Annotated in this window: 24 protein-coding genes, 1 tRNA gene, 3 rRNA genes, 1 other RNA gene and 1 other annotated feature; of the genes, 5 read left to right on the top strand and 24 right to left on the bottom strand. The window is 45.6% G+C overall.

What is annotated here, in order from left to right; translation table 11 throughout:
• Positions 1–20: 20 nt before the first annotated feature.
• The 8 genes from yabA to LCY76_RS00225 all read right to left on the bottom strand — a co-directional run bounded on the left by yabA (position 21) and on the right by LCY76_RS00225 (position 5,426).
• Positions 21–374 (bottom strand): DNA replication initiation control protein YabA, encoded by a 354-nt coding sequence (gene yabA, locus LCY76_RS00260; RefSeq protein WP_248251024.1) that lies wholly within the window; start codon positions 372–374, stop codon positions 21–23.
• Positions 375–389: 15 nt separating this feature from the next.
• The gene (locus LCY76_RS00255; protein WP_053356280.1) at positions 390–1,217 is read right to left on the bottom strand and encodes a PSP1 domain-containing protein; all 828 of its coding nucleotides are present in this window, start codon (positions 1,215–1,217) and stop codon (positions 390–392) included.
• Between the two features lie 6 nt (positions 1,218–1,223).
• A complete protein-coding gene (gene holB / locus LCY76_RS00250; protein WP_248251023.1) occupies positions 1,224–2,210 on the bottom strand; it encodes a DNA polymerase III subunit delta' in 987 nt (328 codons plus the stop codon).
• Positions 2,211–2,221: 11 nt separating this feature from the next.
• Positions 2,222–2,662, bottom strand: coding sequence for a YaaR family protein (locus LCY76_RS00245; protein ID WP_091010633.1), 441 nt, complete (start codon positions 2,660–2,662; stop codon positions 2,222–2,224).
• Positions 2,663–2,680: 18 nt separating this feature from the next.
• The gene (locus tag LCY76_RS00240) at positions 2,681–3,010 is read right to left on the bottom strand and encodes a cyclic-di-AMP receptor (protein WP_053356283.1); all 330 of its coding nucleotides are present in this window, start codon (positions 3,008–3,010) and stop codon (positions 2,681–2,683) included.
• Between the two features lie 21 nt (positions 3,011–3,031).
• Entirely contained in the window at positions 3,032–3,673 is a 642-nt protein-coding gene (gene tmk, locus LCY76_RS00235; RefSeq protein ID WP_248251022.1) for a dTMP kinase, read from the bottom strand.
• A 2-nt stretch (positions 3,674–3,675) separates the two neighbouring features.
• Entirely contained in the window at positions 3,676–5,115 is a 1,440-nt protein-coding gene (locus LCY76_RS00230; RefSeq protein ID WP_248254551.1) for an aminotransferase class I/II-fold pyridoxal phosphate-dependent enzyme, read from the bottom strand.
• Positions 5,116–5,228: 113 nt separating this feature from the next.
• On the bottom strand, positions 5,229–5,426 hold the full coding sequence (locus LCY76_RS00225; RefSeq protein WP_053356285.1) for a sigma factor G inhibitor Gin: 198 nt from the start codon (positions 5,424–5,426) through the stop codon (positions 5,229–5,231).
• A gap of 191 nt (positions 5,427–5,617) precedes the next feature.
• Between LCY76_RS00225 and LCY76_RS00220 the strand changes: the two genes are divergently transcribed.
• Positions 5,618–5,845, top strand: a complete 228-nt coding sequence (locus LCY76_RS00220) for a hypothetical protein (RefSeq protein ID WP_248251021.1) — start codon at positions 5,618–5,620, stop codon at positions 5,843–5,845.
• Positions 5,846–6,143: 298 nt separating this feature from the next.
• Here LCY76_RS00220 and rrf read toward each other — a convergent pair.
• The 10 genes from rrf to tadA all read right to left on the bottom strand — a co-directional run bounded on the left by rrf (position 6,144) and on the right by tadA (position 15,639).
• A 5S ribosomal RNA gene (rrf, locus tag LCY76_RS00215) occupies positions 6,144–6,259 on the bottom strand.
• 63 nt (positions 6,260–6,322) lie between these two features.
• Positions 6,323–9,260: ribosomal RNA gene (locus LCY76_RS00210) — 23S ribosomal RNA — on the bottom strand.
• A 331-nt stretch (positions 9,261–9,591) separates the two neighbouring features.
• Positions 9,592–11,141 (bottom strand): 16S ribosomal RNA (locus LCY76_RS00205).
• The 16S, 23S and 5S rRNA genes sit together here, the layout of an rRNA operon.
• A 317-nt stretch (positions 11,142–11,458) precedes the next feature.
• Positions 11,459–11,725, bottom strand: coding sequence for a pro-sigmaK processing inhibitor BofA family protein (locus LCY76_RS00200; RefSeq protein ID WP_062240420.1), 267 nt, complete (start codon positions 11,723–11,725; stop codon positions 11,459–11,461).
• 67 nt (positions 11,726–11,792) lie between these two features.
• A complete protein-coding gene (locus LCY76_RS00195; RefSeq protein WP_053356287.1) occupies positions 11,793–12,017 on the bottom strand; it encodes a YaaL family protein in 225 nt (74 codons plus the stop codon).
• Positions 12,018–12,035: 18 nt separating this feature from the next.
• Positions 12,036–12,632, bottom strand: coding sequence for a recombination mediator RecR (gene recR / locus LCY76_RS00190; protein WP_053356288.1), 597 nt, complete (start codon positions 12,630–12,632; stop codon positions 12,036–12,038).
• Positions 12,633–12,642: 10 nt separating this feature from the next.
• A complete protein-coding gene (locus tag LCY76_RS00185) occupies positions 12,643–12,966 on the bottom strand; it encodes a YbaB/EbfC family nucleoid-associated protein (RefSeq protein WP_053356289.1) in 324 nt (107 codons plus the stop codon).
• A 21-nt stretch (positions 12,967–12,987) separates the two neighbouring features.
• Positions 12,988–14,670, bottom strand: coding sequence for a DNA polymerase III subunit gamma/tau (dnaX, locus tag LCY76_RS00180; protein ID WP_248251020.1), 1,683 nt, complete (start codon positions 14,668–14,670; stop codon positions 12,988–12,990).
• Positions 14,671–14,781: 111 nt separating this feature from the next.
• Positions 14,782–15,047: signal recognition particle sRNA large type (gene ffs, locus LCY76_RS00175), an RNA gene on the bottom strand.
• A gap of 94 nt (positions 15,048–15,141) precedes the next feature.
• On the bottom strand, positions 15,142–15,639 hold the full coding sequence (gene tadA, locus LCY76_RS00170) for a tRNA adenosine(34) deaminase TadA (protein WP_248251019.1): 498 nt from the start codon (positions 15,637–15,639) through the stop codon (positions 15,142–15,144).
• Positions 15,640–15,750: 111 nt separating this feature from the next.
• Between tadA and LCY76_RS00165 the strand changes: the two genes are divergently transcribed.
• The 3 genes from LCY76_RS00165 (at position 15,751) to LCY76_RS00155 (ending at position 17,774) form a co-directional block, all read left to right on the top strand.
• Positions 15,751–16,353 carry a cysteine hydrolase family protein gene (locus tag LCY76_RS00165; protein WP_248251018.1) on the top strand — a complete coding sequence of 201 codons (603 nt, stop codon included), beginning with the start codon at positions 15,751–15,753 and terminating at the stop codon, positions 16,351–16,353.
• Between the two features lie 114 nt (positions 16,354–16,467).
• Positions 16,468–17,109 (top strand): deoxynucleoside kinase, encoded by a 642-nt coding sequence (locus LCY76_RS00160; protein WP_053356293.1) that lies wholly within the window; start codon positions 16,468–16,470, stop codon positions 17,107–17,109.
• Positions 17,106–17,774, top strand: a complete 669-nt coding sequence (locus LCY76_RS00155; protein WP_248251017.1) for a deoxynucleoside kinase — start codon at positions 17,106–17,108, stop codon at positions 17,772–17,774. The genes LCY76_RS00160 and LCY76_RS00155 overlap by 4 nt, the downstream gene beginning before the upstream one ends.
• Positions 17,775–17,951: 177 nt before the next feature.
• Here LCY76_RS00155 and LCY76_RS00150 read toward each other — a convergent pair.
• The 6 genes from LCY76_RS00150 to guaB form a co-directional block, all read right to left on the bottom strand.
• A tRNA-Ser gene (locus tag LCY76_RS00150) sits at positions 17,952–18,044 on the bottom strand.
• Between the two features lie 105 nt (positions 18,045–18,149).
• Entirely contained in the window at positions 18,150–19,424 is a 1,275-nt protein-coding gene (serS, locus tag LCY76_RS00145; RefSeq protein WP_248251016.1) for a serine--tRNA ligase, read from the bottom strand.
• A gap of 643 nt (positions 19,425–20,067) precedes the next feature.
• Positions 20,068–20,286: a binding site (T-box leader), on the bottom strand.
• Positions 20,287–20,325: 39 nt separating this feature from the next.
• On the bottom strand, positions 20,326–20,910 hold the full coding sequence (pdxT, locus tag LCY76_RS00140) for a pyridoxal 5'-phosphate synthase glutaminase subunit PdxT (RefSeq protein WP_053356297.1): 585 nt from the start codon (positions 20,908–20,910) through the stop codon (positions 20,326–20,328).
• Positions 20,911–20,926: 16 nt separating this feature from the next.
• Positions 20,927–21,811 (bottom strand): pyridoxal 5'-phosphate synthase lyase subunit PdxS, encoded by an 885-nt coding sequence (pdxS, locus tag LCY76_RS00135; RefSeq protein ID WP_053356298.1) that lies wholly within the window; start codon positions 21,809–21,811, stop codon positions 20,927–20,929.
• Between the two features lie 149 nt (positions 21,812–21,960).
• A complete protein-coding gene (locus LCY76_RS00130; RefSeq protein ID WP_419714967.1) occupies positions 21,961–23,265 on the bottom strand; it encodes a serine hydrolase in 1,305 nt (434 codons plus the stop codon).
• A 148-nt stretch (positions 23,266–23,413) separates the two neighbouring features.
• Positions 23,414–24,871 carry an IMP dehydrogenase gene (gene guaB, locus LCY76_RS00125; protein WP_248251015.1) on the bottom strand — a complete coding sequence of 486 codons (1,458 nt, stop codon included), beginning with the start codon at positions 24,869–24,871 and terminating at the stop codon, positions 23,414–23,416.
• Positions 24,872–25,002: 131 nt separating this feature from the next.
• Here guaB and LCY76_RS00120 point away from each other — a divergent pair, with 131 nt between their 5' ends.
• Entirely contained in the window at positions 25,003–25,956 is a 954-nt protein-coding gene (locus LCY76_RS00120) for a YaaC family protein (protein WP_248251014.1), read from the top strand.
• Positions 25,957–26,318: the final 362 nt, after the last annotated feature.

Here is a 26,318-nt window from a genome sequence, read left to right as displayed (position 1 = left end):
TTCCCCTGTGGAAAGACTCTTTATTTTTTATTAAGAAATGACAGACAGAACAGGCAGTCGCCCTCTGTTCGCACACTTCCATAATGAAGATTGCAAATATGAAATCCTTCTTGATACAGCCTGGCCAGGTTGTCATAGCCTTCCCCGATATCTGCCGATTCTTGTGACAATGGCCGCTTTTTAACAGAGGATTTGGATCCTTTTTTTTCCTGTGGCTTCAGAGCACTTCGCAAATTGTAATTTTCCATTTGCAGGTTGTGATTCTGTTCCAATAAGGCGACAAGATCTGCTTTTAAGTCTCCAATTTGTTCCGTTAAAGCTGCCAATTGCTGCTCCATATGGGTCACCCGGGAAAAAATCTGATCTTTCTCCACGTGCTTTCCACCTCGTTATTCTGTAGCTTGCGTAAATAATTCCTTTTCTTTCATGAGCTCTTCAATTGTATATTCCGTTACTTTTTCAAGTTCCGGCAGTTCGACCTGTACAAGTTTTTCGAGCATATTCAATCCAACAACGCGACCTCTTCCATCTGGAGTGGCAATATGTTCACCCACATCTGGAAGCTCTCTTTTGACTTCTTCATAATAATCATTTTCGTATTTTAAACAGCACATTAAACGGCCGCATAATCCAGAAATCTTTGCGGGGTTAAGCGATAGATTCTGGTCTTTGGCCATTTTAATTGATACGGGTTCAAAATCACCAAGAAAAGTGGAACAGCACAGCATTCTTCCGCATGGGCCGATGCCTCCGAGCATTTTTGCTTCATCACGGACTCCGATTTGCCGAAGCTCGATCCGCGTCCGAAAAATGGAAGCGAGATCTTTAACCAGTTCCCTAAAATCGATGCGTCCATCTGCAGTGAAATAAAAAATGACTTTATTTCGGTCAAAGGTATATTCGACATCTACCAATTTCATGTCAAGCTTATGCTCGGTTATTTTTTCCGTACACAGTTCAAAAGCATTTTGGGCAGCTTTTTTGTTTTCATCAACCGCAAGTGTATCTTTCTCGTTTGCGCTTCTTACTACCTTTTTTAAAGGAAGTACAACATCATTCTCCCCAACTTGCTTCTTGTCTATGACGACTTTTCCGTACTCAATTCCGCGCGCTGTTTCAACAATTACGAATGTATCCTTTATGATATCAAGGTCGCCAGGATCGAAATAGTATATTTTTCCCGCTTTTTTAAAACGGACTCCGACTACTTCATACACAGGCTTTTATCCCTCCCGTAATCGTAACACCAGCTGCTCCATCAGGAGCTGGGGGTTTACGTTTGCACCTAGACGTTGCTTGGCTGTTAAGATAGCCAGCATTTTCTCACTGATTCTTTTCTGTGAGGTATGTAGAGCTTGCTGCTCTAACGCTTGCCGCTGATCGACAAATACCAGGTGCTCCGGCTCTGAAAGCTGTATAAATAAAAGATCTTTGTACCAGATCAGTAAAAGGCTTAATGCATTGTCGAGTTGATCTTTTTCCTTAAAAAACGACAACCAGTTATCCTGTAATGAAACAAATACCTGGCTGGGACGAGTTCTCAACTCTTCAGTTAATTGTATCACTTTGTCTCGTGCTTGTGCAAACCACTCTTGCCTACAAATTTCGAGTGCTTCTGACTTATCACTCGTTAATGCAGCTGCCATAGCAGCCATAGGCAAAGAGATATCTTCTTCCTGCAAAGATTTCACAAGCTGTTCTGGCGGAAGAGGGGAAAAGGAAACAACCTGTGACCTGGAAAGAATGGTTTCCAGCAGACGATGCACCTGTTCTGTCAATAAAAAGGCGATCGTGGATGACGTCGGTTCTTCCAAAAATTTAAGCAGGCTGTTTGCGGCCTGTACCGTCATACGATCGGAATGTTCAACAATGTATACTTTTTTATCTGATTCCATTCCATGATAAGCAAATTCCTTTTGAAGACCGCGGATCTGATCAATTTTAATGGATTGCCCTTCAGGCTGGACGATATGAACGTCCGGATGATTTCCTGAGTCGATCCTCTTACAATCCTTACATTCTCCGCATGGTTCAACACTTGTTGTTTCCCTGCACAAAAATGTTTTTGCGAGCTGCAGGGCCATATCCATTTTTCCTGTTCCATGGCCCCCCTCAAACACATAAGCATGAGCGAGACGATCTTTCTTAACACTATTCGTTAACGTTTTTACAGCTCTTGGCTGCCGTTCACTTAATTGTTCCCAGCTCATTTTTTTTCCACCTACGTATACAGATTAATCAAAAGACCTTTGACTTCACCGATCTTATCGAGCAGGCCGATTGATTTTTCTTCCTTTTTCAACATCAAATCTGTCATTTCCAGAAGCTTCGTATCTACTTCTTGGACAAGTCTCGTGGTCTGCTGCCTTCCCTGGCTGTTCCAGCCGCGGCTCTGTTTCAGATTCATGCCAAAATCAACAGCTTCTTTTACAAAACGCTGCACAAGCTGTTTATACTGATTAAAATCTCTCATGGTCTGATACTGAGCAAGCCGCTGCCCCTGCTTCTCTACGTCCTTAAAAAGAGTGCCTAGCTGATCGGACTGCAGCTTTTCCTGATGGCTCGTAACAGCTTCGCCAAAAGCATGTCCGCTTTTTCCGCTGAGCTTTCCTTCTTTTTGTTTCGTATCGATTAAAGGGCGGGGATCTTGGCCAATTTTCATTTTGATTCCTCCGTCATTTTAAAACTGCTGAAAGCTTTCCACAGGAAGAACAAATACAGTGGCTCCTCCAACTTCTACTTCAACAGGATAGGGAACGTATGCATCAGCATTACCGCCCATCGGCGATACAGGGGCAACCAGCTGATTGCGGCTCTTGCAGTTCTCTTTGATGATGTCCATTACACGGTCCACTTGCTGATCTTCCACACCAATCATGAACGTCGTATTCCCTGCTTTAAGGAAGCCTCCGGTCGTCGCCAGCTTGGTCGCACGGAACTCATGTTTAACAAGCGCATCCGCCAAACGGCTGCTATCCTTATCCTGAACCACCGCAATGATCATTTTCATACTTTTCCCTCCTGTTATTTATTAGTTATATCGGTTCGCTAGAAGAAGTTTAATATCCTTTTTGATGACATCAAAAACTTGGTCTATAGTCTGGTTTCCATCTACAAGAAGAAAACGTTCCTTGTTTTCTGAGTAAATTTTCCTGAATCCTGATCTTACTCTCTCATGATACTCCAGCTGTTTCTGCTCTATACGGTCAAGTCCTTCTTCAGTATATCGGCTGACCATCCGTTCCCTGCCTGCTTCAGGAGAAATATCGATGAGGTAGCTTCGGTCCGGGCTTAATCCACCTGTTGCAAAGCGATTGATCGCGGTGACGTCCTCCACAGGAATACCGAGTCCATAGGCTTGATAGGCAATGGACGCATCGACAAAACGGTCACACAGTACCAGTGTGCCCTCCTGCAACGCCGGAACAATTTTTTCTTTCACATGCTGTGCCCGTGAAGCGGCATACAGCAGCACTTCCGTCTCATCCGCCATTTCTGGGTGAGCCGGATCTAAAATCAAAGAGCGGATCCGGTCGCTGACCGCTGTTCCTCCCGGTTCACGGGTTAAAAGATATGGAATACGGCTTTCTTCTAAATAATCAGCCAGTTTTTTAATCTGTGTTGATTTTCCTGAGCCATCCGGGCCCTCTATCGTAATAAATAATCCGTTCACGTCTATTCTTCCTTCTGTTCAGCATATACGTTTATTTTTTTGCCTTGGCCTCCCTGAAAACGGGCGCCCTGCTCTAATAGATATTGGTAGTTTTTCACCATTTCATCAGAAATTCGTTCTCCCTTGGCAATCAAAGGAATGCCGGGCGGATATGGAATAACGGACTGGGCAGCTATGTGTCCGGAGGAGTGGGATATCCATATTTCTGCACTCTCCATCTTAAGCATCTCTTTATAGCTTACTGCAAGGGGGCTGATGCCTGTCCCTTCCCTCTGTAAAGGGATTCGAGAATGTTCCTTGTGAAACATCCCGTCTGACAGGGCGCCTTGAATGGCTTCAATCAATGCGCTGAGATCCGGTATCCTTCCAAGGGGCAGAACAAACAGGACATTCATGGGATCTGCGAGTTCCGTAAAAATCCCCTTCTCCTCTAGCTTCTCCTGCAGCTCATATCCGGTAAGACCCGTCGTGCTCTGTACGGTAACTTTTAGAGGGTCCATCACGCAGCCGGCCGAAGCAGTCAGCACATTTAGTTGAGGAATACGGTTCAGAGCTTTCCGGAAATGATCACCATCTTTTTTTATTTCATTAAAATCCCTTGGAGTCAGTCTGGCTAAATAGGCTCTGGCCAAATCCAGCGAGGCCATGATGGGATAAGATGGCGAACTGGATTGAAGGGCTTGTAAATAATGTTTTACCCTCTTTTCATCAATACGAAAACTATTGAAATGCAAGTACGCACCCATGGTCATAGCAGGCAATGTTTTATGAGCAGAATGAACAACCATGTCAGCTCCAGCTTCAAGTGAACTTTCGGGAAACTGCCCATCCCGTCCAAAGTGGGCTCCATGGGCCTCATCCACCAGTACAACCAGTCCGTTCTCGTGCAAATAATGAATTATTTCCTTAAGATCTACCGACATTCCATAATAGTTGGGGTTAGTCAGCATAATGCCTTTGGCTGCCGGAAACTTCCTTATACCTTCTTTTACCACTTCAAGAGTAAGACCCGTGGCAAACTGGCCAACCGGATCGATGCCCGGAGAGAGAAACACCGGCTGCAGCCCTGCCAGCTCAAGCCCGTTTAAGACAGACTTATGGCAATTGCGCTGAACGAACACTACATCATTCTCTTGAAAAGCGGACAAAAGCATGACCAGGTTTCCCGCGGTACTTCCTCCCACTAAAAAATAACTGGAGTTAACGCCATACAAGGAAGCCGTCAACACTTGCGCCTCCTGAATGGCTTCAGATGGTTCATGCAGATCATCCAGTCCAGTCAGCTCCGTCACATCTATAGGAAGAACGGAGGCAAAGGTTTTGTTTTGCTTGCCGCCAAAACCGATGGCTCCATTTTTATGACCTGGAACATGAAAGGACCATTTTGTTTTATGGCTATGCCGTATGAGGGCATCATATAAGGGAGTTCTTTGTTCATTTATCATGTGCAATCCTTTTTTCTTGCATGAAGTTACTGTTTATCCTTCTATTTTAGCATATCTCAAACCTCTCTGCTTTTCGCTCCAAAGAGAAAAACAGGCCAACATGGCCTGTTTTATACAGAAGAATTAACTAATTTTAGTTTTCTTAATTGATTTAAATAGTGTTTGTAATACTCGTCATTGGTTTCAGCAGAAACTATTTTTTCCTCGCAGTCCATACAAATGTATTGATGTAAAATATGAATACCAGTCTGCTTATGCTCCTCGCATATTAAACACATTTCCCCTGTTGGTTTCAATGATGATTTCATTTTCATCCACCTCCATTACTTCATTCTTCCCAGAGTTCCTCCGATCTATACTCTCGTACCTTATTAATCTTCGTTTCTGTTTAGGCTCTAGTTCAATGTATGTGAAACAGAATTTGTTCGTGTCTGTCTTGGAAAATTAAAGCCTTCCCGGCCGGTTCAGTGAAATAAATATTCTATGCTCGAAGGACAAGATGGTAAAAGTAATGGCTTCTGACTGTATGATTGGATTCCGTTGGCTGAATGGATCGTTACTTGCGGATTTAGTGGGATTACTTGCGGCGTTGGCTTGTTTACTTGCGGTTCGACAGCGTTTACTTGCGATTTCACAGCCGTTACTTGCGATTCGACAAGATTTACTTGCATATCACGTCATTTTCATACTTATTGGGTTGATCCCTCGATGGTTTTATGAAAAATAGAACAAGTAATTAGTTTGTATAGGCTTTATCCTTTCGTGTTCTCTTTAAAAATCCTCTTTTTGTGGCTAATGGATAAGGATTTGAAGGTTCTACTTTGTTGATTCGGAATCGTTACTTGCGGGTTTGTACGGTTTACATGCGGCTTCGGCCCTTTTACGTGCGACTTTGAAGTGTTTACATGCGGGAATGGAGACTTTACGTGCGACTTTTCACCCTTTACATGCCAAACCCATCATTGTCACAAAAAAGAACATACAAAAAAGCACTGCTGGAATCTTTCCAGCAGTGCTTCGTTCTTGCCCGGCAACGTCCTACTCTTACAGGGGGAAGCCCCCAACTACCATCGGCGCTGAAGAGCTTAACTTCCGTGTTCGGTATGGGAACGGGTGTGACCTCTTCGCTATCGCCACCAGACATATTTTGAGGTATATTCCCTCAAAACTAGATAACTTCTTCATCCAAACTTCTGATTATTTTAAGGATAAGCCCTCGACCGATTAGTATCTGTCAGCTCCACGTGTCACCACGCTTCCACACCAGACCTATCAACCTCATCATCTCTAAGGGGTCTTACTCACTTAACGTGATGGGAAATCTCATCTTGAGGGGGGCTTCATGCTTAGATGCTTTCAGCACTTATCCCGTCCACACGTAGCTACCCAGCTATGCCCCTGGCGGAACAACTGGTACACCAGCGGTGTGTCCATCCCGGTCCTCTCGTACTAAGGACAGCTCCTCTCAAATTTCCTGCGCCCGCGACGGATAGGGACCGAACTGTCTCACGACGTTCTGAACCCAGCTCGCGTACCGCTTTAATGGGCGAACAGCCCAACCCTTGGGACCTACTTCAGCCCCAGGATGCGATGAGCCGACATCGAGGTGCCAAACCTCCCCGTCGATGTGGACTCTTGGGGGAGATAAGCCTGTTATCCCCAGGGTAGCTTTTATCCGTTGAGCGATGGCCCTTCCATGCGGAACCACCGGATCACTAAGCCCGACTTTCGTCCCTGCTCGACTTGTAGGTCTCGCAGTCAAGCTCCCTTGTGCCTTTACACTCTGCGAATGATTTCCAACCATTCTGAGGGAACCTTTGGGCGCCTCCGTTACAATTTAGGAGGCGACCGCCCCAGTCAAACTGCCCACCTGACACTGTCTCCGAACCGGATCACGGTTCCAGGTTAGAATTTCAATACAGTCAGGGTAGTATCCCACCGACGCCTCCATCGAAGCTGGCGCTCCGACTTCTCAGGCTCCTACCTATCCTGTACAAACTGTACCAAAATCCAATATCAAGCTGCAGTAAAGCTCCATGGGGTCTTTCCGTCCTGTCGCGGGTAACCTGCATCTTCACAGGTACTATAATTTCACCGGGTCTCTCGTTGAGACAGTATCCAAGTCGTTACACCTTTCGTGCGGGTCGGAACTTACCCGACAAGGAATTTCGCTACCTTAGGACCGTTATAGTTACGGCCGCCGTTTACTGGGGCTTCAATTCAGAGCTTCTCCCGTAAGGGATAACCCCTCCTCTTAACCTTCCAGCACCGGGCAGGTGTCAGCCCCTATACTTCGCCTTGCGGCTTCGCAGAGACCTGTGTTTTTGCTAAACAGTCGCTTGGATCTATTCACTGCGGCTCTCTCGGGCGTTAACCCTATCAGAGCACCCCTTCTCCCGAAGTTACGGGGTCATTTTGCCGAGTTCCTTAACGAGAGTTCTCCCGATCATCTTAGGATTCTCTCCTCGCCTACCTGTGTCGGTTTGCGGTACGGGCACCTCTTTCCTCACTAGAGGCTTTTCTTGGCAGTGTAGGATCAGGGACTTCGGTACTGTAATTTCCCTCGCCGTCACAGCTCAGCCTTCACGATTGCGGGATTTGCCTCACAATCAGCCTAACTGCTTAGACGCGCATTTCCAATCGCGCGCTCTCCCTACCTTCCTGCGTCCCCCCGTCGTTCAAACGGAAAGGAGGTGGTACAGGAATTTCAACCTGTTGGCCATCGCCTACGCCTTTCGGCCTCGGCTTAGGTCCCGACTAACCCTGAGCGGACGAGCCTTCCTCAGGAAACCTTAGGCTTTCGATGGACAAGATTCTCACTTGTCTTTCGCTACTCATACCGGCATTCTCACTTCAAAGCGCTCCACCAGTCCTTCCGGTCTGACTTCACTGCACTTCGAACGCTCCCCTACCACTGTACCTTACGGTACAATCCATAGCTTCGGTGATACGTTTAGCCCCGGTACATTTTCGGCGCAGAGTCACTCGACCAGTGAGCTATTACGCACTCTTTAAATGGTGGCTGCTTCTAAGCCAACATCCTGGTTGTCTGGGCAACTCCACATCCTTTCCCACTTAACGTATACTTTGGGACCTTAGCTGATGGTCTGGGCTGTTTCCCTCTTGACTACGGATCTTATCACTCGCAGTCTGACTCCCGCGGATAAGTCTCTGGCATTCGGAGTTTGACTGAATTCGGTAACCCTGTGGGGGCCCCTAGTCCAATCAGTGCTCTACCTCCAGGACTCTAGCCGCGAGGCTAGCCCTAAAGCTATTTCGGGGAGAACCAGCTATCTCCGTGTTCGATTGGCATTTCACCCCTACCCACACCTCATCCCCGCACTTTTCAACGTGCGTGGGTTCGGGCCTCCATTCAGTGTTACCTGAACTTCACCCTGGACATGGGTAGATCACACGGTTTCGGGTCTACGACAACGTACTATGGCGCCCTATTCAGACTCGCTTTCGCTGCGGCTCCGCCTTATCAGCTTAACCTTGCACGTTATCGTAACTCGCCGGTTCATTCTACAAAAGGCACGCTGTCACCCGTTAATGGGCTCCAACTACTTGTAGGCACACGGTTTCAGGATCTCTTTCACTCCCCTTCCGGGGTGCTTTTCACCTTTCCCTCACGGTACTGGTTCACTATCGGTCACTAGGGAGTATTTAGCCTTGGGAGATGGTCCTCCCGGATTCCGACGGGGTTTCACGTGTCCCGCCGTACTCAGGATCCACTCAGGAGGGAACGAAGTTTCAACTACAGGGCTGTTACCTTCTTTGGCTGGCCTTTCCAGACCGCTTCATCTACCCCGTTCCTTTGTAACTCCATGTTGAGTGTCCTACAACCCCAGAGGGCAAGCCCTCTGGTTTGGGCTGATTCCGTTTCGCTCGCCGCTACTCAGGAAATCGCATTTGCTTTCTCTTCCTCCGGGTACTTAGATGTTTCAGTTCCCCGGGTCTGCCTTCTCATATCCTATGTATTCAGATATGGATACCATCCCATTACGGATGGTGGGTTCCCCCATTCGGAAATCCCCGGATCAATGCTTACTTACAGCTCCCCGAGGCATATCGGTGTTCGTCCCGTCCTTCTTCGGCTCCTAGTGCCAAGGCATCCACCGTGCGCCCTTTCTAGCTTAACCTTTATCGACGATTGATCAGCTTCCAATCTCTTCGTCAGCTTTGTTCTTCCGGTGCTCATGTAGGCGAACTACACTCCGCTCCTCCAGAACTTCGCTTCCTCGATCTTGTCGCTGCTGAATCGTCTTAATTGTTACTAAATCAGCGCACAACTAATGAATTAGTTGGCTTTGTTTGGATGTTTCGTTATCTAGTTTTCAAGGAACATGGTCCGTGCGCGCAAAAAAATGCGTCACATAACCTCTATTGTTTGAAAGAAACGATGTTCTTTCAAAACCAAACAAAAGCTCAGGTAAGTTCATGAGGCATCTAAGTGCACTCATGTCTCCATAGAAAGGAGGTGATCCAGCCGCACCTTCCGATACGGCTACCTTGTTACGACTTCACCCCAATCATCTGTCCCACCTTCGGCGGCTGGCTCCTAAAAGGTTACCCCACCGACTTCGGGTGTTACAAACTCTCGTGGTGTGACGGGCGGTGTGTACAAGGCCCGGGAACGTATTCACCGCGGCATGCTGATCCGCGATTACTAGCAATTCCGGCTTCATGTAGGCGAGTTGCAGCCTACAATCCGAACTGAGAGTGGCTTTTTGGGATTGGCTCGGCCTCGCGGCTTTGCAACCCTTTGTACCACCCATTGTAGCACGTGTGTAGCCCAGGTCATAAGGGGCATGATGATTTGACGTCATCCCCACCTTCCTCCGGTTTGTCACCGGCAGTCACCTTAGAGTGCCCAACTGAATGCTGGCAACTAAGGTCAAGGGTTGCGCTCGTTGCGGGACTTAACCCAACATCTCACGACACGAGCTGACGACAACCATGCACCACCTGTCACTCTGTCCCCCGAAGGGGAAAGTCCTATCTCTAGGATGGTCAGAGGATGTCAAGACCTGGTAAGGTTCTTCGCGTTGCTTCGAATTAAACCACATGCTCCACTGCTTGTGCGGGCCCCCGTCAATTCCTTTGAGTTTCAACCTTGCGGTCGTACTCCCCAGGCGGAGTGCTTAATGTGTTAACGTCAGCACTGAGGGTGGAACCCCCCAACACCTAGCACTCATCGTTTACGGCGTGGACTACCAGGGTATCTAATCCTGTTTGCTCCCCACGCTTTCGCGCCTCAGCGTCAGTTACAGGCCAAAAAGCCGCCTTCGCCACTGGTGTTCCTCCACATCTCTACGCATTTCACCGCTACACGTGGAATTCCACTTTTCTCTCCTGCACTCAAGTTCCCCAGTTTCCAATGACCCTCCACGGTTGAGCCGTGGGCTTTCACATCAGACTTAAAGAACCGCCTGCGCGCGCTTTACGCCCAATAATTCCGGATAACGCTTGCCACCTACGTATTACCGCGGCTGCTGGCACGTAGTTAGCCGTGGCTTTCTGGTCAGGTACCGTCAAGGTACCGGCAGTTACTCCGGTACTTGTTCTTCTCTGACAACAGAGCTTTACGACCCGAAGGCCTTCATCGCTCACGCGGCGTTGCTCGGTCAGACTTTCGTCCATTGCCGAAGATTCCCTACTGCTGCCTCCCGTAGGAGTCTGGGCCGTGTCTCAGTCCCAGTGTGGCCGATCACCCTCTCAGGTCGGCTACGCATCGTCGCCTTGGTGAGCCGTTACCTCACCAACTAGCTAATGCGCCGCGGGCCCATCTGTAAGCGTCAGCACAAGGCCGACTTTCAAAAGAGAAACAGGCGTTTCTCTTTATCATCCGGTATTAGCTTCGGTTTCCCGAAGTTATCCCCGTCTTACAGGCAGGTTACCCACGTGTTACTCACCCGTCCGCCGCTAACCTCAGAGAGCAAGCTCTCTTTGGTTCGCTCGACTTGCATGTATTAGGCACGCCGCCAGCGTTCATCCTGAGCCAGGATCAAACTCTCCAATAAAGTGTTTGATATAGCTCTTAATGTTTAAAAATAAGAAATTGATGGGATTGTAAAATCCCTGACTTACCTGGCTTTTGTTTGGTTTTCAAAGAACATTTTGTTTGTGCCGCTCGTTTTGGCGACTTTATTAGAATACCACATGGGCACCTACCAAGTCAACAACTTTTTTGAAAAAGTTTTTTGGTTACTGACTTAGTCAGCAAGCAAAAGAAGCAGCTCAATAAATATACCACCCTTATTCATACGTTGCAAGAGTTTTTTTCAAAATAAAAAAGAGACCCTCTGATTGCCGAACAAATTGCTCGGCAGCAAGAGGGCTATCCTACGATAAAATATTGAATGGCTGCAAGTGAGGCAAGGCCTGGCAAGCCAAGCAGCCCTGATATGAAGACAGTAGCCGCATTGATCGGCACGTGTATATCATAGGATGCACCGGCAGTGTTCAAAAAGAACAGCAGCAAAGCTCCGATGGATAATCTGATGAGCATCTGACCTGTCCACCTTAATGGTTTTAACGGCGCCCCGATCAACAGGAGCAGCAGAATTGCACTACCGAGAATGGAAATGACCATCACGGGTTCCATAGTTATCATCCCCCAGCTTCTTTTATAGTAAATGTATGGGGGATGTCCCAAAAAAAGAACAGGAAGACTATTTCAGTCTTCCTGTGGTTACTTTTCTTATTTTAGCCTCTTTTAAGAGAAACAGATACTTGGCCTCAGCGAGCTTAAGTTCATATATAACCTGTTCAGAAGGCTCGACGCTTCTTTCCACCAGACCTTTCTGGTGCGTCCATACTGATTTTACTTGTTGGAGAGTTTCTAGAAGACGTTCATCCCCTGCTTTTCTTAAACGTCCTTTTCGGGAGAAAAACATGCTGTGTGTCTCCTTTTTTTAAATTTCACGTCTGCCTTCCATTGCTTTAGATAACGTCACCTCGTCGGCATATTCCAGATCTCCGCCTACTGGCAAGCCATGAGCGATACGTGTAACCTTAATGCCGGTCGGCTTCAGCAGACGGGCAATATACATGGCAGTTGCCTCTCCCTCAATATTAGGGTCGGTGGCCAGTATAATTTCCTGGATGGTATCATCGGAAAGCCGTTTTAACAGCTCGGCAATCTTGATATCCTCCGGCCCAATTCCTTCTATTGGAGATATGGAGCCATGCAGCACGTGATAAAGCCCTCTAAAGTCCTTCATTTTTTCCATAGCTATCACATCTTTTGAATCATGAACGACACAAATGGTCGTACGGTCCCTGCTGGAATCGTCGCAGATCATGCATGGATCACGGTCCGTAATATGGAAGCAGTTGGTGCAATAGATTAAATTCCGTTTAGCGTTGACGAGGGCACGGCCGAAATCGAGTACATCGTCTTCGCGCATCTCTAATACGAAAAATGCCAGACGGACCGCCGTTTTTGGTCCGATCCCTGGCAATTTCATAAAGCTGTCGATCAGCTTTGATATTGGCTCTGGGTAATGCATGTTCCGCCCCCTAGAATAATCCCGGTATGTTTAACCCTTTAGTGAATTTACCCATATCCTGGTTCACAAGCTCATCTACTTTTTTCAAAGCATCGTTCGTTGCTGCAAGCACTAAGTCTTGAAGCATTTCGATATCTTCAGGATCCACTACATCTTCTTTAATATTAACTTCGAGTACTTCTTTATGGCCGTTGGCAATAACAGTAACCATTCCGCCGCCAGCTGTTCCTTCAGCTTTCTTATCCTTAAGATCTTCCTGGGCTTTTGCCATTTCCTTTTGCATCTTCTGCATTTGTTTCATCATATTGTTCATGTTTCCGCCGCCACGCATCATACGTATCGTCCTCCTAAAGGTTTATTCTTTTATTTCAATTAATTCTTCACCAAACAGCTTTTTGGCTTCCGCAATTAAAGGATCTTCCGCTTCAGCTTGGCTGTTGCCGTCCCCGCGCTGCTGCTGCTGGATGAATTCTTTTTTCACAGTATCCCATTCCGGCTGCAGGATGGTTAACATCGTTAGGGACTTCCCTATTGTACTATAAATCACGCCTTCTACACAGCTTCGAATATTGTCGGATGAAGCCATTTGGCTGTGAATTTCATGCTGGAAAGACAACAGGACATCCTGTTCGGAACAAGCAACCGGTTCAGCGCCGGATAAAAGGGCGTAGACACTCACTTTTTCCGATTTTATCTTTTCCATGATCGCTCCCCAATTGTTTTTCAATTGGACCAAATTCGGTTTCGAAGCTTTTTTCAGCATTTCTTTTATACGGCCTGTATTCGTGCCGCTCCCCCTGCCTGCTGTACGGAAGGTTTTCTTTTCCTGGACAGCAGGGGTAGAAGGATCAGCTGGAGCAAGGGCTACCCCTTTTTCTTTTAGTTCCTTCACCTGCTGTTCCAGTACTTCTATTTTCTTTAAAAGCTCCTGTCCCGCTCCCGCTGATTCCTGTCGTTCTTCCTGACAGATTTTAATCAGGGAAAGCTCGAGGAAAATCTTAGGATGGTTTGTCCATTTCATTTCCTGCTGAGACTGGTTAAGGAGTTCTATAACCTTGTAGATCCATGTACGGTCCGTTTCCTGTGACAGCTCCTTAAATTCTTCATCGACTTTTACACGGTCCAGCACTTCTTCAAGTCCAGGAGCTGTCTGATATAAAAGCATGTCACGGTAATAATAGATCAAATCCGTGATAAACCGGACAGGGTCTTTTCCTTCAGCCATTAGCCGGCCGGCAACATGGAGTGCTTTTGCGACATCCTGTTCTTTGAAGGCTGCTGCCACTTGCGACAAGAATCCCTGGGACACTGCTCCGGTTACAGCAAGAACGTCTTCTACCCTGACTTCATCTTCACTGTAGGATATTGCCTGATCAAGCAGGCTGAGTGCGTCACGCATTCCGCCTTCTGCTGCCCGGGCAAGCAGATGCAGGGCGTCATCATCAGGAATAATGCTGTTGGAGTCCAGGATCGTTTTCATCCTGTCCACGATCGACTGGCTGGAAATGCGTTTGAAATCGAACCTTTGGCACCGTGAAATGATGGTCAGCGGAATTTTATGAGGCTCTGTTGTAGCAAGTATAAAGATAACATGCGGTGGAGGTTCTTCCAGTGTTTTAAGCAATGCGTTAAACGCTCCGGTTGAAAGCATGTGTACCTCGTCAATAATGTAAACCTTATAGCGGACAGTTGACGGGGCAAATTTTACCTTGTCGCGGATATCCCGGATGTCGTCTACCCCGGTGTTTGATGCTGCGTCAATCTCTAATACATCAGAGATCGAACCGTTCGTGATTCCAATACAGTTATCACACTCATTGCATGGTTCCGCTGTAGGGGCTTTTTCACAGTTTACTGCTTTTGCTATGATCTTTGCTGCACTTGTTTTTCCGGTTCCCCTCGGGCCTGAGAATAAATAGGCATGGGAAAGCTTGTCCTGCATTAGTGCGTTCTGGATTGTCTTGGTGATATGTTCCTGACCGACCACATCATGAAAGGACTGCGGCCGCCAGACACGGTAAAGCGCTTGATAGCTCATCCCATGCCCTCCTTCATTCATTTCGTCAATTTGCTCTATCTTCTATTATACTGAAAACGAACAAAAAACTCACCCCATAAGGAGTGAGTTGTTGTTTGAATATATAAAATGCCGCGCACCTCTCTTTGGTGTAGCCAACCTATGCGTTACGCAAGCAGTTAGCTCGATCCAGGCTGCCCCACGGCACACGAAGATGACCACTTACTGCTGCTTCCTTCCGGACCTGACAGGGTTCATGGGTCTCCGTTGCGCAGGACCCGAATGTCAACACCACTTACTTGCGTCAGACCATACGCAGGACTAACCGAGGAGAGGAATTCAGCCTCGCTACAGCGGATTGCGAGTACAGGGCACCGCTACCTCCCCGCCTAGCGCGACAAAGTGTATAACGTTGTTTGAGCACATATCAAATGTGCAAGATTAAGTATACAACGCATACGTTAAAAAATCAACCCGTACCAGGTATTCCCATCAAAGACTGCTCTGATTTTTTTTCTTTTCCTTGTTCCGTTTTCTGAGTCCCCTGAAAAAAGAAGACAGCATCTCACTGCACTCCTGCCCGCGCACGCCCGGAACAACTTCACATTGGTGATTGAAGCGCTCCTCCTGCAAAAGGTTCATCAACGTTCCTGCACAGCCGCCTTTTGGATCATGTGCGCCATAGACAACACGGTCGACTCTCGAGAGCACAATTGCTCCTGCACACATGGCACAAGGCTCCAGGGTAACATACAGCGTGCTTCCGGTAAGCCGCCATGCCCCTTTGCTCTTGCATGCTTGATCAATAGCGATCAATTCAGCATGAGCAACTGAACGGTGTTCTATTTCACGGCGGTTATAAGCGGCAGCGATTACCTCATCTTCCATTACCAATACAGCGCCGATCGGAACTTCACCCAGTTCTTCTGCTTTTCTGGCTTCTTTCATAGCCAGTAACATATATTGTTCATCTTTTTCGTTTTGAAGCATGATTCCGACTCCATCTTCTTATTTTATGTGATTATACATAAGGTTTGGCCAATAATAAAGAAAGGAATAGTTATGGATGTGCAAAACAGACTTTAAAGGAGTGGATTTCACTTGTCCTCAACACCATCTTATCCACCAGTTGCTCTCCTTATTATTGATGTCATCAATGATTTTGATTTTCCGGAAGGCCATATGCTTATTGAACAGGCATTGCCTATTGCCCCGAACATCGCAGATCTCAAAAGTAAAGCGAAAGAGAACGGCATTCCGGTTATCTATGTGAACGATAATTTCGGAAAATGGCAGTCCGACCGAAAGAAACTGGTCAATTACTGCCTTGAAAAGGAAGGGAAAGAATTTGTCGAGCAGCTCGTGCCTGAAGATAACGATTTTTTCATTATTAAACCCATGCATTCGGCCTTCTTTTCAACACCATTATCCACGCTGCTGCATGATATGAAAATAACAACCTTAATACTCGCGGGCTTGGCTGGCAACATTTGTGTCCTGTTCTCGGCAAACGATGCATTCATGCGTGATTTCACGCTTTATGTGCCGGAAGACTGCTCCGCTTCCAATATTTCTGAAGATAATGAACGGGCTATTCTTTTAATAAAAAATACATTGAGAGCCGATACTTCCTCTAGCCATGAACTTAACTTTAAAAAAATCATAAAAGAGGCGGAACAAAATAATAAACGGACAATTCTATAGAATGAAGAAGATTTTAATTTAACAGTATTTTGTTCTATTCCCTCCGCCCTTCATATGCTACAATATTTTCTGTCTGTTATTTTTTTGTAATTGAAAATAGGGAGGAAAAGCAGCATGAATTCTACCCCCTTTATTGCAGTTGAAGGGCCGATTGGTGTTGGAAAAACATCATTAGCAAAAGCCATCTCAGAACACTATAAATTTAAGCTGTTGAAAGAGATCGTTGAAGAAAATCCGTTCTTGGGGAAGTTTTACGATAACATCGAAGAATGGAGTTTCCAAACAGAGATGTTCTTCTTATGCAACCGCTACAAACAGCTTGAAGATATACAAACACACTACTTAAATCAAGACATTCCGGTTGTGGCTGATTATCATATTTTTAAAAACCGCATCTTTGCGGGCCAGACACTCGCCGCCGATCATTATAATAAATATATGCAGATTTTCGATATTCTCACGAAAGACATGCCCGTGCCCAATATGATAATCTATCTGAACGCCAGCCTTGATACGCTGCTGGAACGCATAGAACTTCGGGGCAGAAATATCGAGAAGCAGATCGATCCATCATACTTAATGAGACTCATCAATGATTACGAAATGTTTATGGCGGCTTTTCAAAACGAGCATCCTGAGATCCCTGTTCTATCTTTTAATGGTGATGAACTGGATTTTGTCACTCAAAGCAGTGATAAGGAAAAGATATTTGCTGCGATTGAAGCCACCTTGCATAAAGGAGAACTGACTCGATGAATTTAGCCGAAAAATACAACATTCCCTCAGATGCAGTCATCACTGTCGCAGGTACGGTCGGAGCAGGTAAATCTACACTGACTTCAGCTCTCGCTCAAGCCTTGAACTTCAGAACATCAATGGAAAAGGTCGACAACAATCCGTACCTGGATAAATTTTATAAAGATTTTAAGCGATGGAGCTTTCATCTTCAGATTTTCTTTCTGGCTGAACGTTTTAAAGAGCAGAAGAGAATGTTTGAATACGGCGGAGGCTTTATTCAGGACCGGTCAATCTATGAGGATACAGGCATCTTTGCAAAAATGCATTACGATAAAGGGACAATGTCCGAAGTGGATTATGATACATATACGCGTCTGTTTGAGGCAATGGTCATGACCCCTTATTTCCCCCACCCGGATGTTCTGATCCATCTCGAAGGATCGCTTGATGATATCTTGCAGCGCATTAAACAGCGTGGCCGTCAGATGGAACAGGATACACCTGTTGAATATTGGGAAGAGATGTATGAACGATACGAACAATGGATTTCTAACTTCAGCATCTGCCCCGTCCTTCGCTTGAACATCAATGATTACGATCTGCTTCATGATCCTGAATCACTCGAAAGAATTATGGCGAAGATCGGCCAAAAGATTGAAGCCAAAAGAGAAGTCCGGTTATAGGAAAGCGCAAGCGCCCTGTTAAGGTCCGACAAGCACTGGAGCTGGACATTACTTCTATGCAATCGACTCTATAAAAAAAGTGCCCCCGTTACACAGCGGGAGGCACTTTTTTTATATCAAACTCATCTGAAGACATTAAAAAAACATCTGCACAGCGGCAGATGTTGAAATTATGTATGGAGGAGGTAGAGGGATTCGAACCCCCGCGGGTTGTTACACCCCTGTCGGTTTTCAAGACCGATCCCTTCAGCCGGACTTGGGTATACCTCCGTGGTCTTACTGACAAAAATAATAATACCATGTGACTCAATTATATGTCAACATTCTTTTATAAAAAAATGAAAAAGGAAGGAGTAAATCCTTCCCTTTCTCTTTTTACTTGATAACTTCTTTGTTCCCCATATATGGGCGAAGCACTTCAGGGATGACGATAGAGCCGTCTTCCTGCTGATAATTCTCGAGGATGGCAGCTACAGTACGGCCGATTGCCAGTCCTGATCCGTTCAGTGTATGAACAAATTCCGGTTTTCCTTTCGCTTCGCGGCGGAAGCGGATTTGCGCCCTTCTCGCCTGAAAGCTTTCAAAGTTAGAACAAGAAGAAATTTCACGGTACGTTCCGTAGCTCGGCAGCCATACTTCAATATCGTACTTCTTCGCAGCGGTAAATCCTAAATCAGCTGTACACATGCTCAGTACACGATATGGAAGCTTTAACAGCTGAAGAATTTTTTCTGCATGGCCTGTCAGCTTTTCAAGCTCTTCATAAGACTCTTCCGGTTTCACAAAACGGACAAGCTCTACTTTATTAAACTGATGCTGACGGATGAGACCGCGTGTATCACGGCCAGCAGATCCCGCTTCAGATCGGAAACAAGCGCTGTAAGCAACATAACCTTTCGGAAGCTCTTCGGCAGTTAAAATTTCATTGCGATGAAGGTTGGTTACCGGAACTTCAGCAGTCGGAACCAAAAAGTAATCTTCTTCGCGGATTTTAAACGCATCTTCCTCAAACTTCGGCAGTTGCCCAGTTCCTGTCATGCTTTCTCTGTTCACCATGTAAGGAGGCAAGATTTCAGTATAGCCGTGTTTATCTTCATGGTAGTCCATCATAAGGTTGATCAAAGCTCGTTCAAGGCGTGCTCCCGCTCCCTTATAAAAAGCAAAACGGCTTCCAGTTACTTTAGCAGCTCTTTCAAAATCGACAATATCTAGATCTGTCGCCAAGTCCCAGTGAGCTTTTGGTTCGAATGCAAACTCCTGAATATCTCCCCAATGGCGTACAGGTACATTATCGTCCTCTGTTTCACCAACCGGTACACTTTCATGAGGCAGGTTCGGCAGCGTGAGCATCAGGTAGTTCAGATCCTCTTCTACCGTGCGCAGCTCGTCATCGATGGATTTAATCCGGTCTCCCACTTCACGCATATCTGTGATCAAGTGGTCGGCATCTTTCTTTTCACGTTTAAATTCCGCTACCTGTTTGGATACTTCGTTACGTTTAGACTTTAATGTTTCTGTTTCACCAATCAGTTCACGGCGCTTTTCATCCAATTCAACAAAACGGTCCAAGCCTGTTAAGTCTTCTCCCCGTTTGCTCAATTTCTCTTTTACATCATCAAAATTCGCTCGAACATATTTCAAATCAAGCATGTTTCTTCCTCCTTTAATCAATAACCTTTTCTGACAAAACCCAAATAGCTAAAGAAATCCGTAATTGCGGCCCGGTATCCGTTCAAAAAACAAGGAGTTCGAGGCAACGAAGAAATCCGTCGCTTTGCCCGAGTAGCCGAACAAGAAGCAAGGAGTTCGAGGCGCCGCTGATTCCGAGGACCGGAGTTTGGTATACCCCAAATGAGGATCCGAGGAAATCAAGGCAACGAAGAAATCCGCCGCTTTGCCCGAGTAGCCGAACAAGAAGCAAGGAGTTCGAGGCGCCGCTGATTCCGAGGACCGGAGTTTGGTATACCCCAAATGAGGATCCGAGGAAATCAAGGCAACGAAGAAATCCGTCGCTTTGCCCGAGTAGCCGAACAAGAAGCAAGGAGTTCGAGGCGCCGCTGATTCCGAGGACCGGAGTTTGGTATACCCCAAATGAGGATCCGAGGAAATCAAGGCAACGAAGAAATCCGCCGCTTTGCCCGAGTAGCCGAACAAGAAGCAAGGAGTTCGAGGCGCCGCTGATTCCGAGGACCGGAGTTTGGTATACCCCAAATGAGGATCCGAGGAAATCAAGGCAACGAAGAAATCCGCCGCTTATTGTTCGGCGTACAAATACAAAAAACTCCCGTCCCTATAAAGGGACGAGAGTTAACCCGCGTTGCCACCCTAGTTGCAAGTAAATACACCTGCCACCTTGTCATTGATAACGGACAATGTATACCGGGAAAGCTTACGTTATAATTTCAGCTTCCCACTCAAGGATGGATTCACAAATGACTTTGGTCGGTTTACACCAGCCACCGACTCTCTAGGCAAAGATCATTTTGCTACTGGTTCCTGTCAATGATTTAACAAATAATGTTTGTATAGTAATGTACAATATTTTCCGCTTTTATGCAATAACCTTTTTCTTCTGAGATGCCATTTCCACAAAAAACTGGTGAAGACGGTAATCATCGGTCAGTTCCGGGTGAAAGGCTGCACATAGGAAGTGTCCTTGTTTTGCAGCAACGATACGGTCATTATGAACAGACAAAACTTCTACTTCTTCCCCGACTTCTACAATATAAGGAGCTCTGATGAAAACACCATTCACATCTTCGCCTACACCCTCAATGTGCAAGTCAGCTTCAAAGCTGTCCACCTGCCGGCCGAATGCATTTCTCTCAACGGTCATGTCAATGAGCTCGAGGTGAGCGTGGTCTTGACCTTGAATGCGTTTTGCCATGAGGATAAGGCCTGCACATGTACCGAAAACTGGCTTTTCTTGCGCAAACTCCTTCAATGGTTCAAGGAAATTATATTTATCGATCAGACGCCTCATCGCAGTGCTTTCGCCGCCTGGGATCACAAGCCCGTCCAAATCATTCAACTCTTCAATACGCTTTACGCTCACTGCTTCTGCGCCGCTTTCTTGCAAAGCTTTAATATGTTCTCTCACAGCGCCTTGCAGGGCAAGAACACCAATTTTAATCATCGCGTTGCTTCCTTTCTTACCAGCCTCGTTCCTGCATGCGGTCTCCAGGAAGTAACGTGGAGATCTCGATTCCTTTCATTGCAGTACCGAGTCCTTTTGATAGTTTAGCAATCAGCTCATAGTCTCTGTAGTGAGTGGTTGCTTCTACAATCGCACGGGCAAATTTCTCAGGGTTTTCGGACTTGAAGATTCCTGATCCGACAAATACTCCATCAGCGCCTAACTCCATCATTAATGCTGCATCTGCAGGAGTGGCTACGCCGCCAGCTGCAAAGTTAACGACAGGAAGTCGTCCGTCTTTTTTGATTTGAAGAAGGATTTCATATGGTGCTCCAAGATTTTTAGCCTCAGTCATGAGTTCATCTTCACTCATAGCTGCTACCTTGCGGATTTGGCCTTGAATCATGCGCATATGGCGAACAGCTTCCACGATGTTTCCTGTTCCAGGCTCACCCTTTGTACGAAGCATAGAAGCGCCTTCTCCGATACGGCGGGAAGCTTCCCCAAGATCACGGGCTCCACATACAAAAGGAACTGTGAAATCACGTTTGTTCAAGTGGAATACTTCATCCGCAGGAGTAAGTACTTCACTTTCATCAAGGTAATCAACACCCATTGATTCAAGAACACGTGCTTCCACGATATGTCCGATTCTAGCTTTCGCCATTACAGGGATACTGACTGCATTTAGTACTTCCTCTACGATTGTAGGATCCGCCATGCGCGCTACTCCGCCCGCTGCACGAATATCTGCTGGAACTCGTTCTAACGCCATAACGGCTACTGCTCCGGAAGCTTCGGCAATTTTAGCTTGCTCTGCATTGATAACGTCCATAATGACGCCGCCCTTTTGCATTTCAGCCATTCCGCGTTTTACACGATCTGTACCTGTCTTTAACATGCTACATATCCCCCTGTTTATTTATTAACTCATTTATGAGTTTTTTTAATAATCAAATTCACATTCATTTTAACGTAAAACCAATAAATTCGCTAGGGTTTAAAAAATACTCTTCAAAAGCAATGCTTTTGAAGAGTATTTCATCAAGATCAGAACCAGCCTTTTACAGTGTCAACTGCAGAATCCCAGACACCGCCAAAGAAATGGCCAGTACCTCTCATGGCAAGAACAAACCAATTGGCTTTTTCTACTGCCTTGGTTGTTACAACACTAGCTTGTCCTTTACCGGATCCGTCATTCAGCAAATAGCCGTGATCCGCATCTTTACCTGTATATTTCAATTGAATATGGCCGATTGTTTCACCTTTTTTTAGAGGAGCTTTCAATTTGCCGTCTTTATCCAAGTGCTTCTTGTCGATCACAAGCACTGGTTTATAATTTTGCTTTTCGCCATTTTTCACAAGCATCGAAACCGGTTCTTGTGTTGCAATCCCAACTTCTTTCTCTTTTCCTTGGATAACAGGAAGAGATTTTTGTTTCTTCAGCTGATAGCCTTTTGGAAGAAGTGTTTCTTTTGTATAGTTGGAAAATCCGTAATCAAGCAATTGTTTCGTCTCACCAAACCGGCCTGCATAGCTGTTCGATTTCATAAGAACAGAAATCAACCGTGTTCCATCTCTTTTCGCTGTAGCTGCAAAAGAGTAACCCGCATTGTCCGTAGTACCCGTCTTTAGTCCGTCTACTCCCTTATACCCATAAACGAGGGACGGAAGCATCCAGTTCCAGTTCTTCATCATGATTTTATCGTCAGTCCCAGGACGGAACCATTTGGATGGAATACTTGCTGTATCCAAAACTTCAGGATAGTCACTGATTAATTTGAATGCAAGGATCCCTACTGATTTTGCGGACATCTTATTTTCATCCGTCTTGCTCCCAACGGAATCATACCCTTGGAGGTCATTGTTGTTCAGACCTGTACTGTTAACAAAACGAGCATCCTTGATTCCCATCTTTTTAGCTTTGTCATTCATCATCCCGACAAACTTGGACTCTTTACCATCGCCAACAAGCTCTGCCAATGCGATCGAAGCACCGTTTGCAGAATAAATGGCCATAGCTTCATATAATTCTTTTACTGAATATTTATAATCACTTCGCAATGGTACGTTTGAAAGGTCTCTGTTTTGAGAAATTTTATGTGCATAATCACTAATGGCTGTTTTTTGATCCCATTGAATTTTGCCTTTTTTAATTGCTTCATTGACCAGGTATTCAGTCATCATTTTTGACATACTGGCTGGCGGCAATACTTGATCGGCTTTATTTTCGTATAAAATCTTACCTGTATCTCCATCAACTAAAATCGCCGTCTCCGATTTTGTTTTCAATTCCGGAGCAGCGCTTGCTTTTTCTGAATATCCAAATACACTGGCTGATAGCATTGAAACCATGACAGCTGAAAAAGTAAATCCTCTAAGTTTGTTGCCGAACAAAACTGACACCTCCATACAATTTACACAAACGTAATTGTACCATAGCAATATACAAAAAAATAGACAGAGGAATGACCTCTGTCCACTTTTTTTATAAAATCCATCTTTAGACTGAATAATTTGGTGCTTCTTTGGTAATTTGTACTTGGTGAGGGTGGCTTTCTCTTAATCCAGCACCGGTAATCTTAACGAACTTAGAATTATTTTGAAGCTCCTCTAATGTAGGAGTTCCGCAATATCCCATACCTGAACGAATTCCGCCGATCAGCTGGAACAATGTATCAGCGAGTGGCCCTTTATAAGGTACTCGACCTTCAATGCCTTCCGGAACAAGTTTTTGATTATTTTCCTGGAAATATCGGTCGCGGCTTCCTTGCTCCATAGCCCCGATCGATCCCATTCCCCGGTAAACTTTAAATTGGCGCCCTTGGTAAATTTCCCGTTCTCCTGGGCTTTCGGTTACTCCGGCAAGCAAGCTTCCGAGCATAACAGCATTTCCGCCTGTAGCAAGAGCTTTCACGATGTCTCCAGAATATTTAATGCCTCCGTCAGCAATGATCGGAATACCGTGCTTGCGGGCTTCTGTTGCGCAGTCATAAATGGCCGTAATCTGAGGCACACCTACACCGGCAACAACACGGGTCGTACAGATCGATCCAGGCCCGATTCCGACTTTAACCACACTTGCTCCAGCTTCGATCAAATCTTTTGTCGCTTCTGCTGTTGCTACGTTTCCAGCAATGATGGTAAGGTCAGGGTATTTAGCACGAACTTCTCTTACTTTAGTCAATACACCTTCAGAGTGGCCATGAGCCGTATCGATGACGATAACATCCACTCCTGCTTCGACCAATTTATCAATACGAACCATCGCATCTTTTGTTACCCCTACTGCTGCACCAGCCAGCAAACGACCTTGGCTGTCTTTTGCAGAATTAGGGAACTCAATAACCTTTTCGATATCTTTTATTGTAATTAATCCTTGAAGAGTGCCTTCATTATCGACCAATGGAAGCTTTTCAATCTTATGCTTTTGAAGTAATTGCTCTGCTTCTTTTAGGGTAGTTCCTACTGGGGCAGTCACAAGATTTTCTTTCGTCATTACATCTGAAATCTGAATGGAGTAATCTTCAACAAAACGAAGATCACGGTTGGTGAGAATGCCTACAAGCTTTTTATCTTCATCAACAATGGGAACACCGCTGATTCTGTATTTCCCCATAAGATGTTCAGCATCAAAAACTTGATGATCAGGTGTAAGGTAGAACGGATCAGTAATAACTCCGCTTTCAGAGCGTTTTACTCTGTCCACTTGCTCTGCCTGCTGTTCGATAGACATGTTTTTATGGATAATTCCTAATCCGCCCTGGCGAGCCATGGCAATCGCCAATTCTGCCTCTGTTACCGTGTCCATTCCGGCGCTTATAACAGGGATGTTTAACTGTACAGAATCTGAAAGACGTGTCTTTAATGAAACATCTTTTGGCAAAACAGACGATTTTGCCGGCACTAAAAGCACATCATCAAACGTTAATCCTTCTTTTTCAAACTTGCTCTCCCACATGCATACTCCACCCTTCTCTTCAATTAACTTCCTGAAAAATATTATTTGTAGATTAACAACTGGATAAACTACTGTCAAGGAAGGAACAATAAGTCTAACTTTTCAAAAAATAACACGGAGGTGAGCGCCCGGTGTCCGATGCAAATACCTGGTCATTATACTACAGTTTTTTCTCCTCAAGCAGGGCGCAAAAATACCTTTATGGCTGCTACGAAAACGCTGGAATTGAGCAGGCAGAAAGCAAAAGCTATCAAAACTGCTATCCCTTCATTTATTTTCTGGAACATGGAAAGAAATATTATGACCTGGCAGGTGCAGCACCGACTGAACTCCAGCCGGTTTTGCTGTTCTATGGCATGATCCAGCTGCTAAAGGCGTGCATACTGACCGTTGACCCTGACTATCCAGAAAACAGTTCTGTTCTTGCCCACGGTGTAACAACCAGGAAACGTAAAAAGAAGTATTATGAATTTCTTCATGATGAAGTGAGGATTCAGAGGAGCGGTCTTTTTAATCACTTTTCCACTAAATTGTTTCATGTGAAACATGCAGAAGGCGAAAAGCTTAAGATGAATGATATTATGGCTCTTATACCCGAATTGAGAGATCTTTTTCTTCATGTTCATAACGAAGATATAAACGTTCAAGTAATGCGAAACGATCAGGAGCTTACTATTCCCATTGATGTGCTGGATGGTCTTCATATGAATACCGGGAGACTGATCTCCTTTCTCAATGAAAACCCGGAAATCACCTTTCAACTTTTAAAAGAATCAAAAGAACATATCATTGTCCATTCTTCCAAAGAACTCCATCCCCTTGAATGCGAACCATTCAGCTATCACACTAACGGTTCATATTATCTCTACAGCAGCCGCCGAGAGATGAAAGAATTGAATGAATGCATGATTCATTATGCTGTTCTTTATAACCTGAGCATGCTGTGCCGATATGAGACCGAGTGGTGGAGTGATATCTTCCATTCCTATACTACCAATGATCTCCCTTTTATCAAGGAATTCCTATCCATTACACGTACAAAAATACCCTATTTGCTTGGACAATTCCTGCAGCGCAAAGGGTGAGCAGGATTCTTGATTTAAAGGGTTCGTGGGTGCTTGAGGGAGGGGTTCTGAGGGTTCGATGGCCAGTCGGGAGTGATTTAGGCGTTCTTCCTTGAGTGATTTTCGTTACTTGCGGATTTGGTGGGTTTACTTGCGGCGTTGGCTTGTTTACTTGCGGTTCGACAGCGTTTACTTGCGATTTCACAGCCGTTACTTGCGATTCGACAAGATTTACTTGCATATCACGTCATTTTCATACTTATTGGGTTGATCCCTCGATGGTTTTATGGAAATTTTGAAGGTTCTACTTTGTTGATTCGGGATCGTTACTTGCGGGTTTGTACGGTTTACATGCGGCTTCGGCCCTTTTACGTGCGACTTTG

Source organism: Fictibacillus marinisediminis (assembly GCF_023149135.1).
GTDB lineage: Bacteria > Bacillota > Bacilli > Bacillales > Fictibacillaceae > Fictibacillus_C > Fictibacillus_C marinisediminis.
Note: the sequence above shows the minus strand (reverse complement) of the source record. Positions and strands in the feature narration are given on the sequence as shown.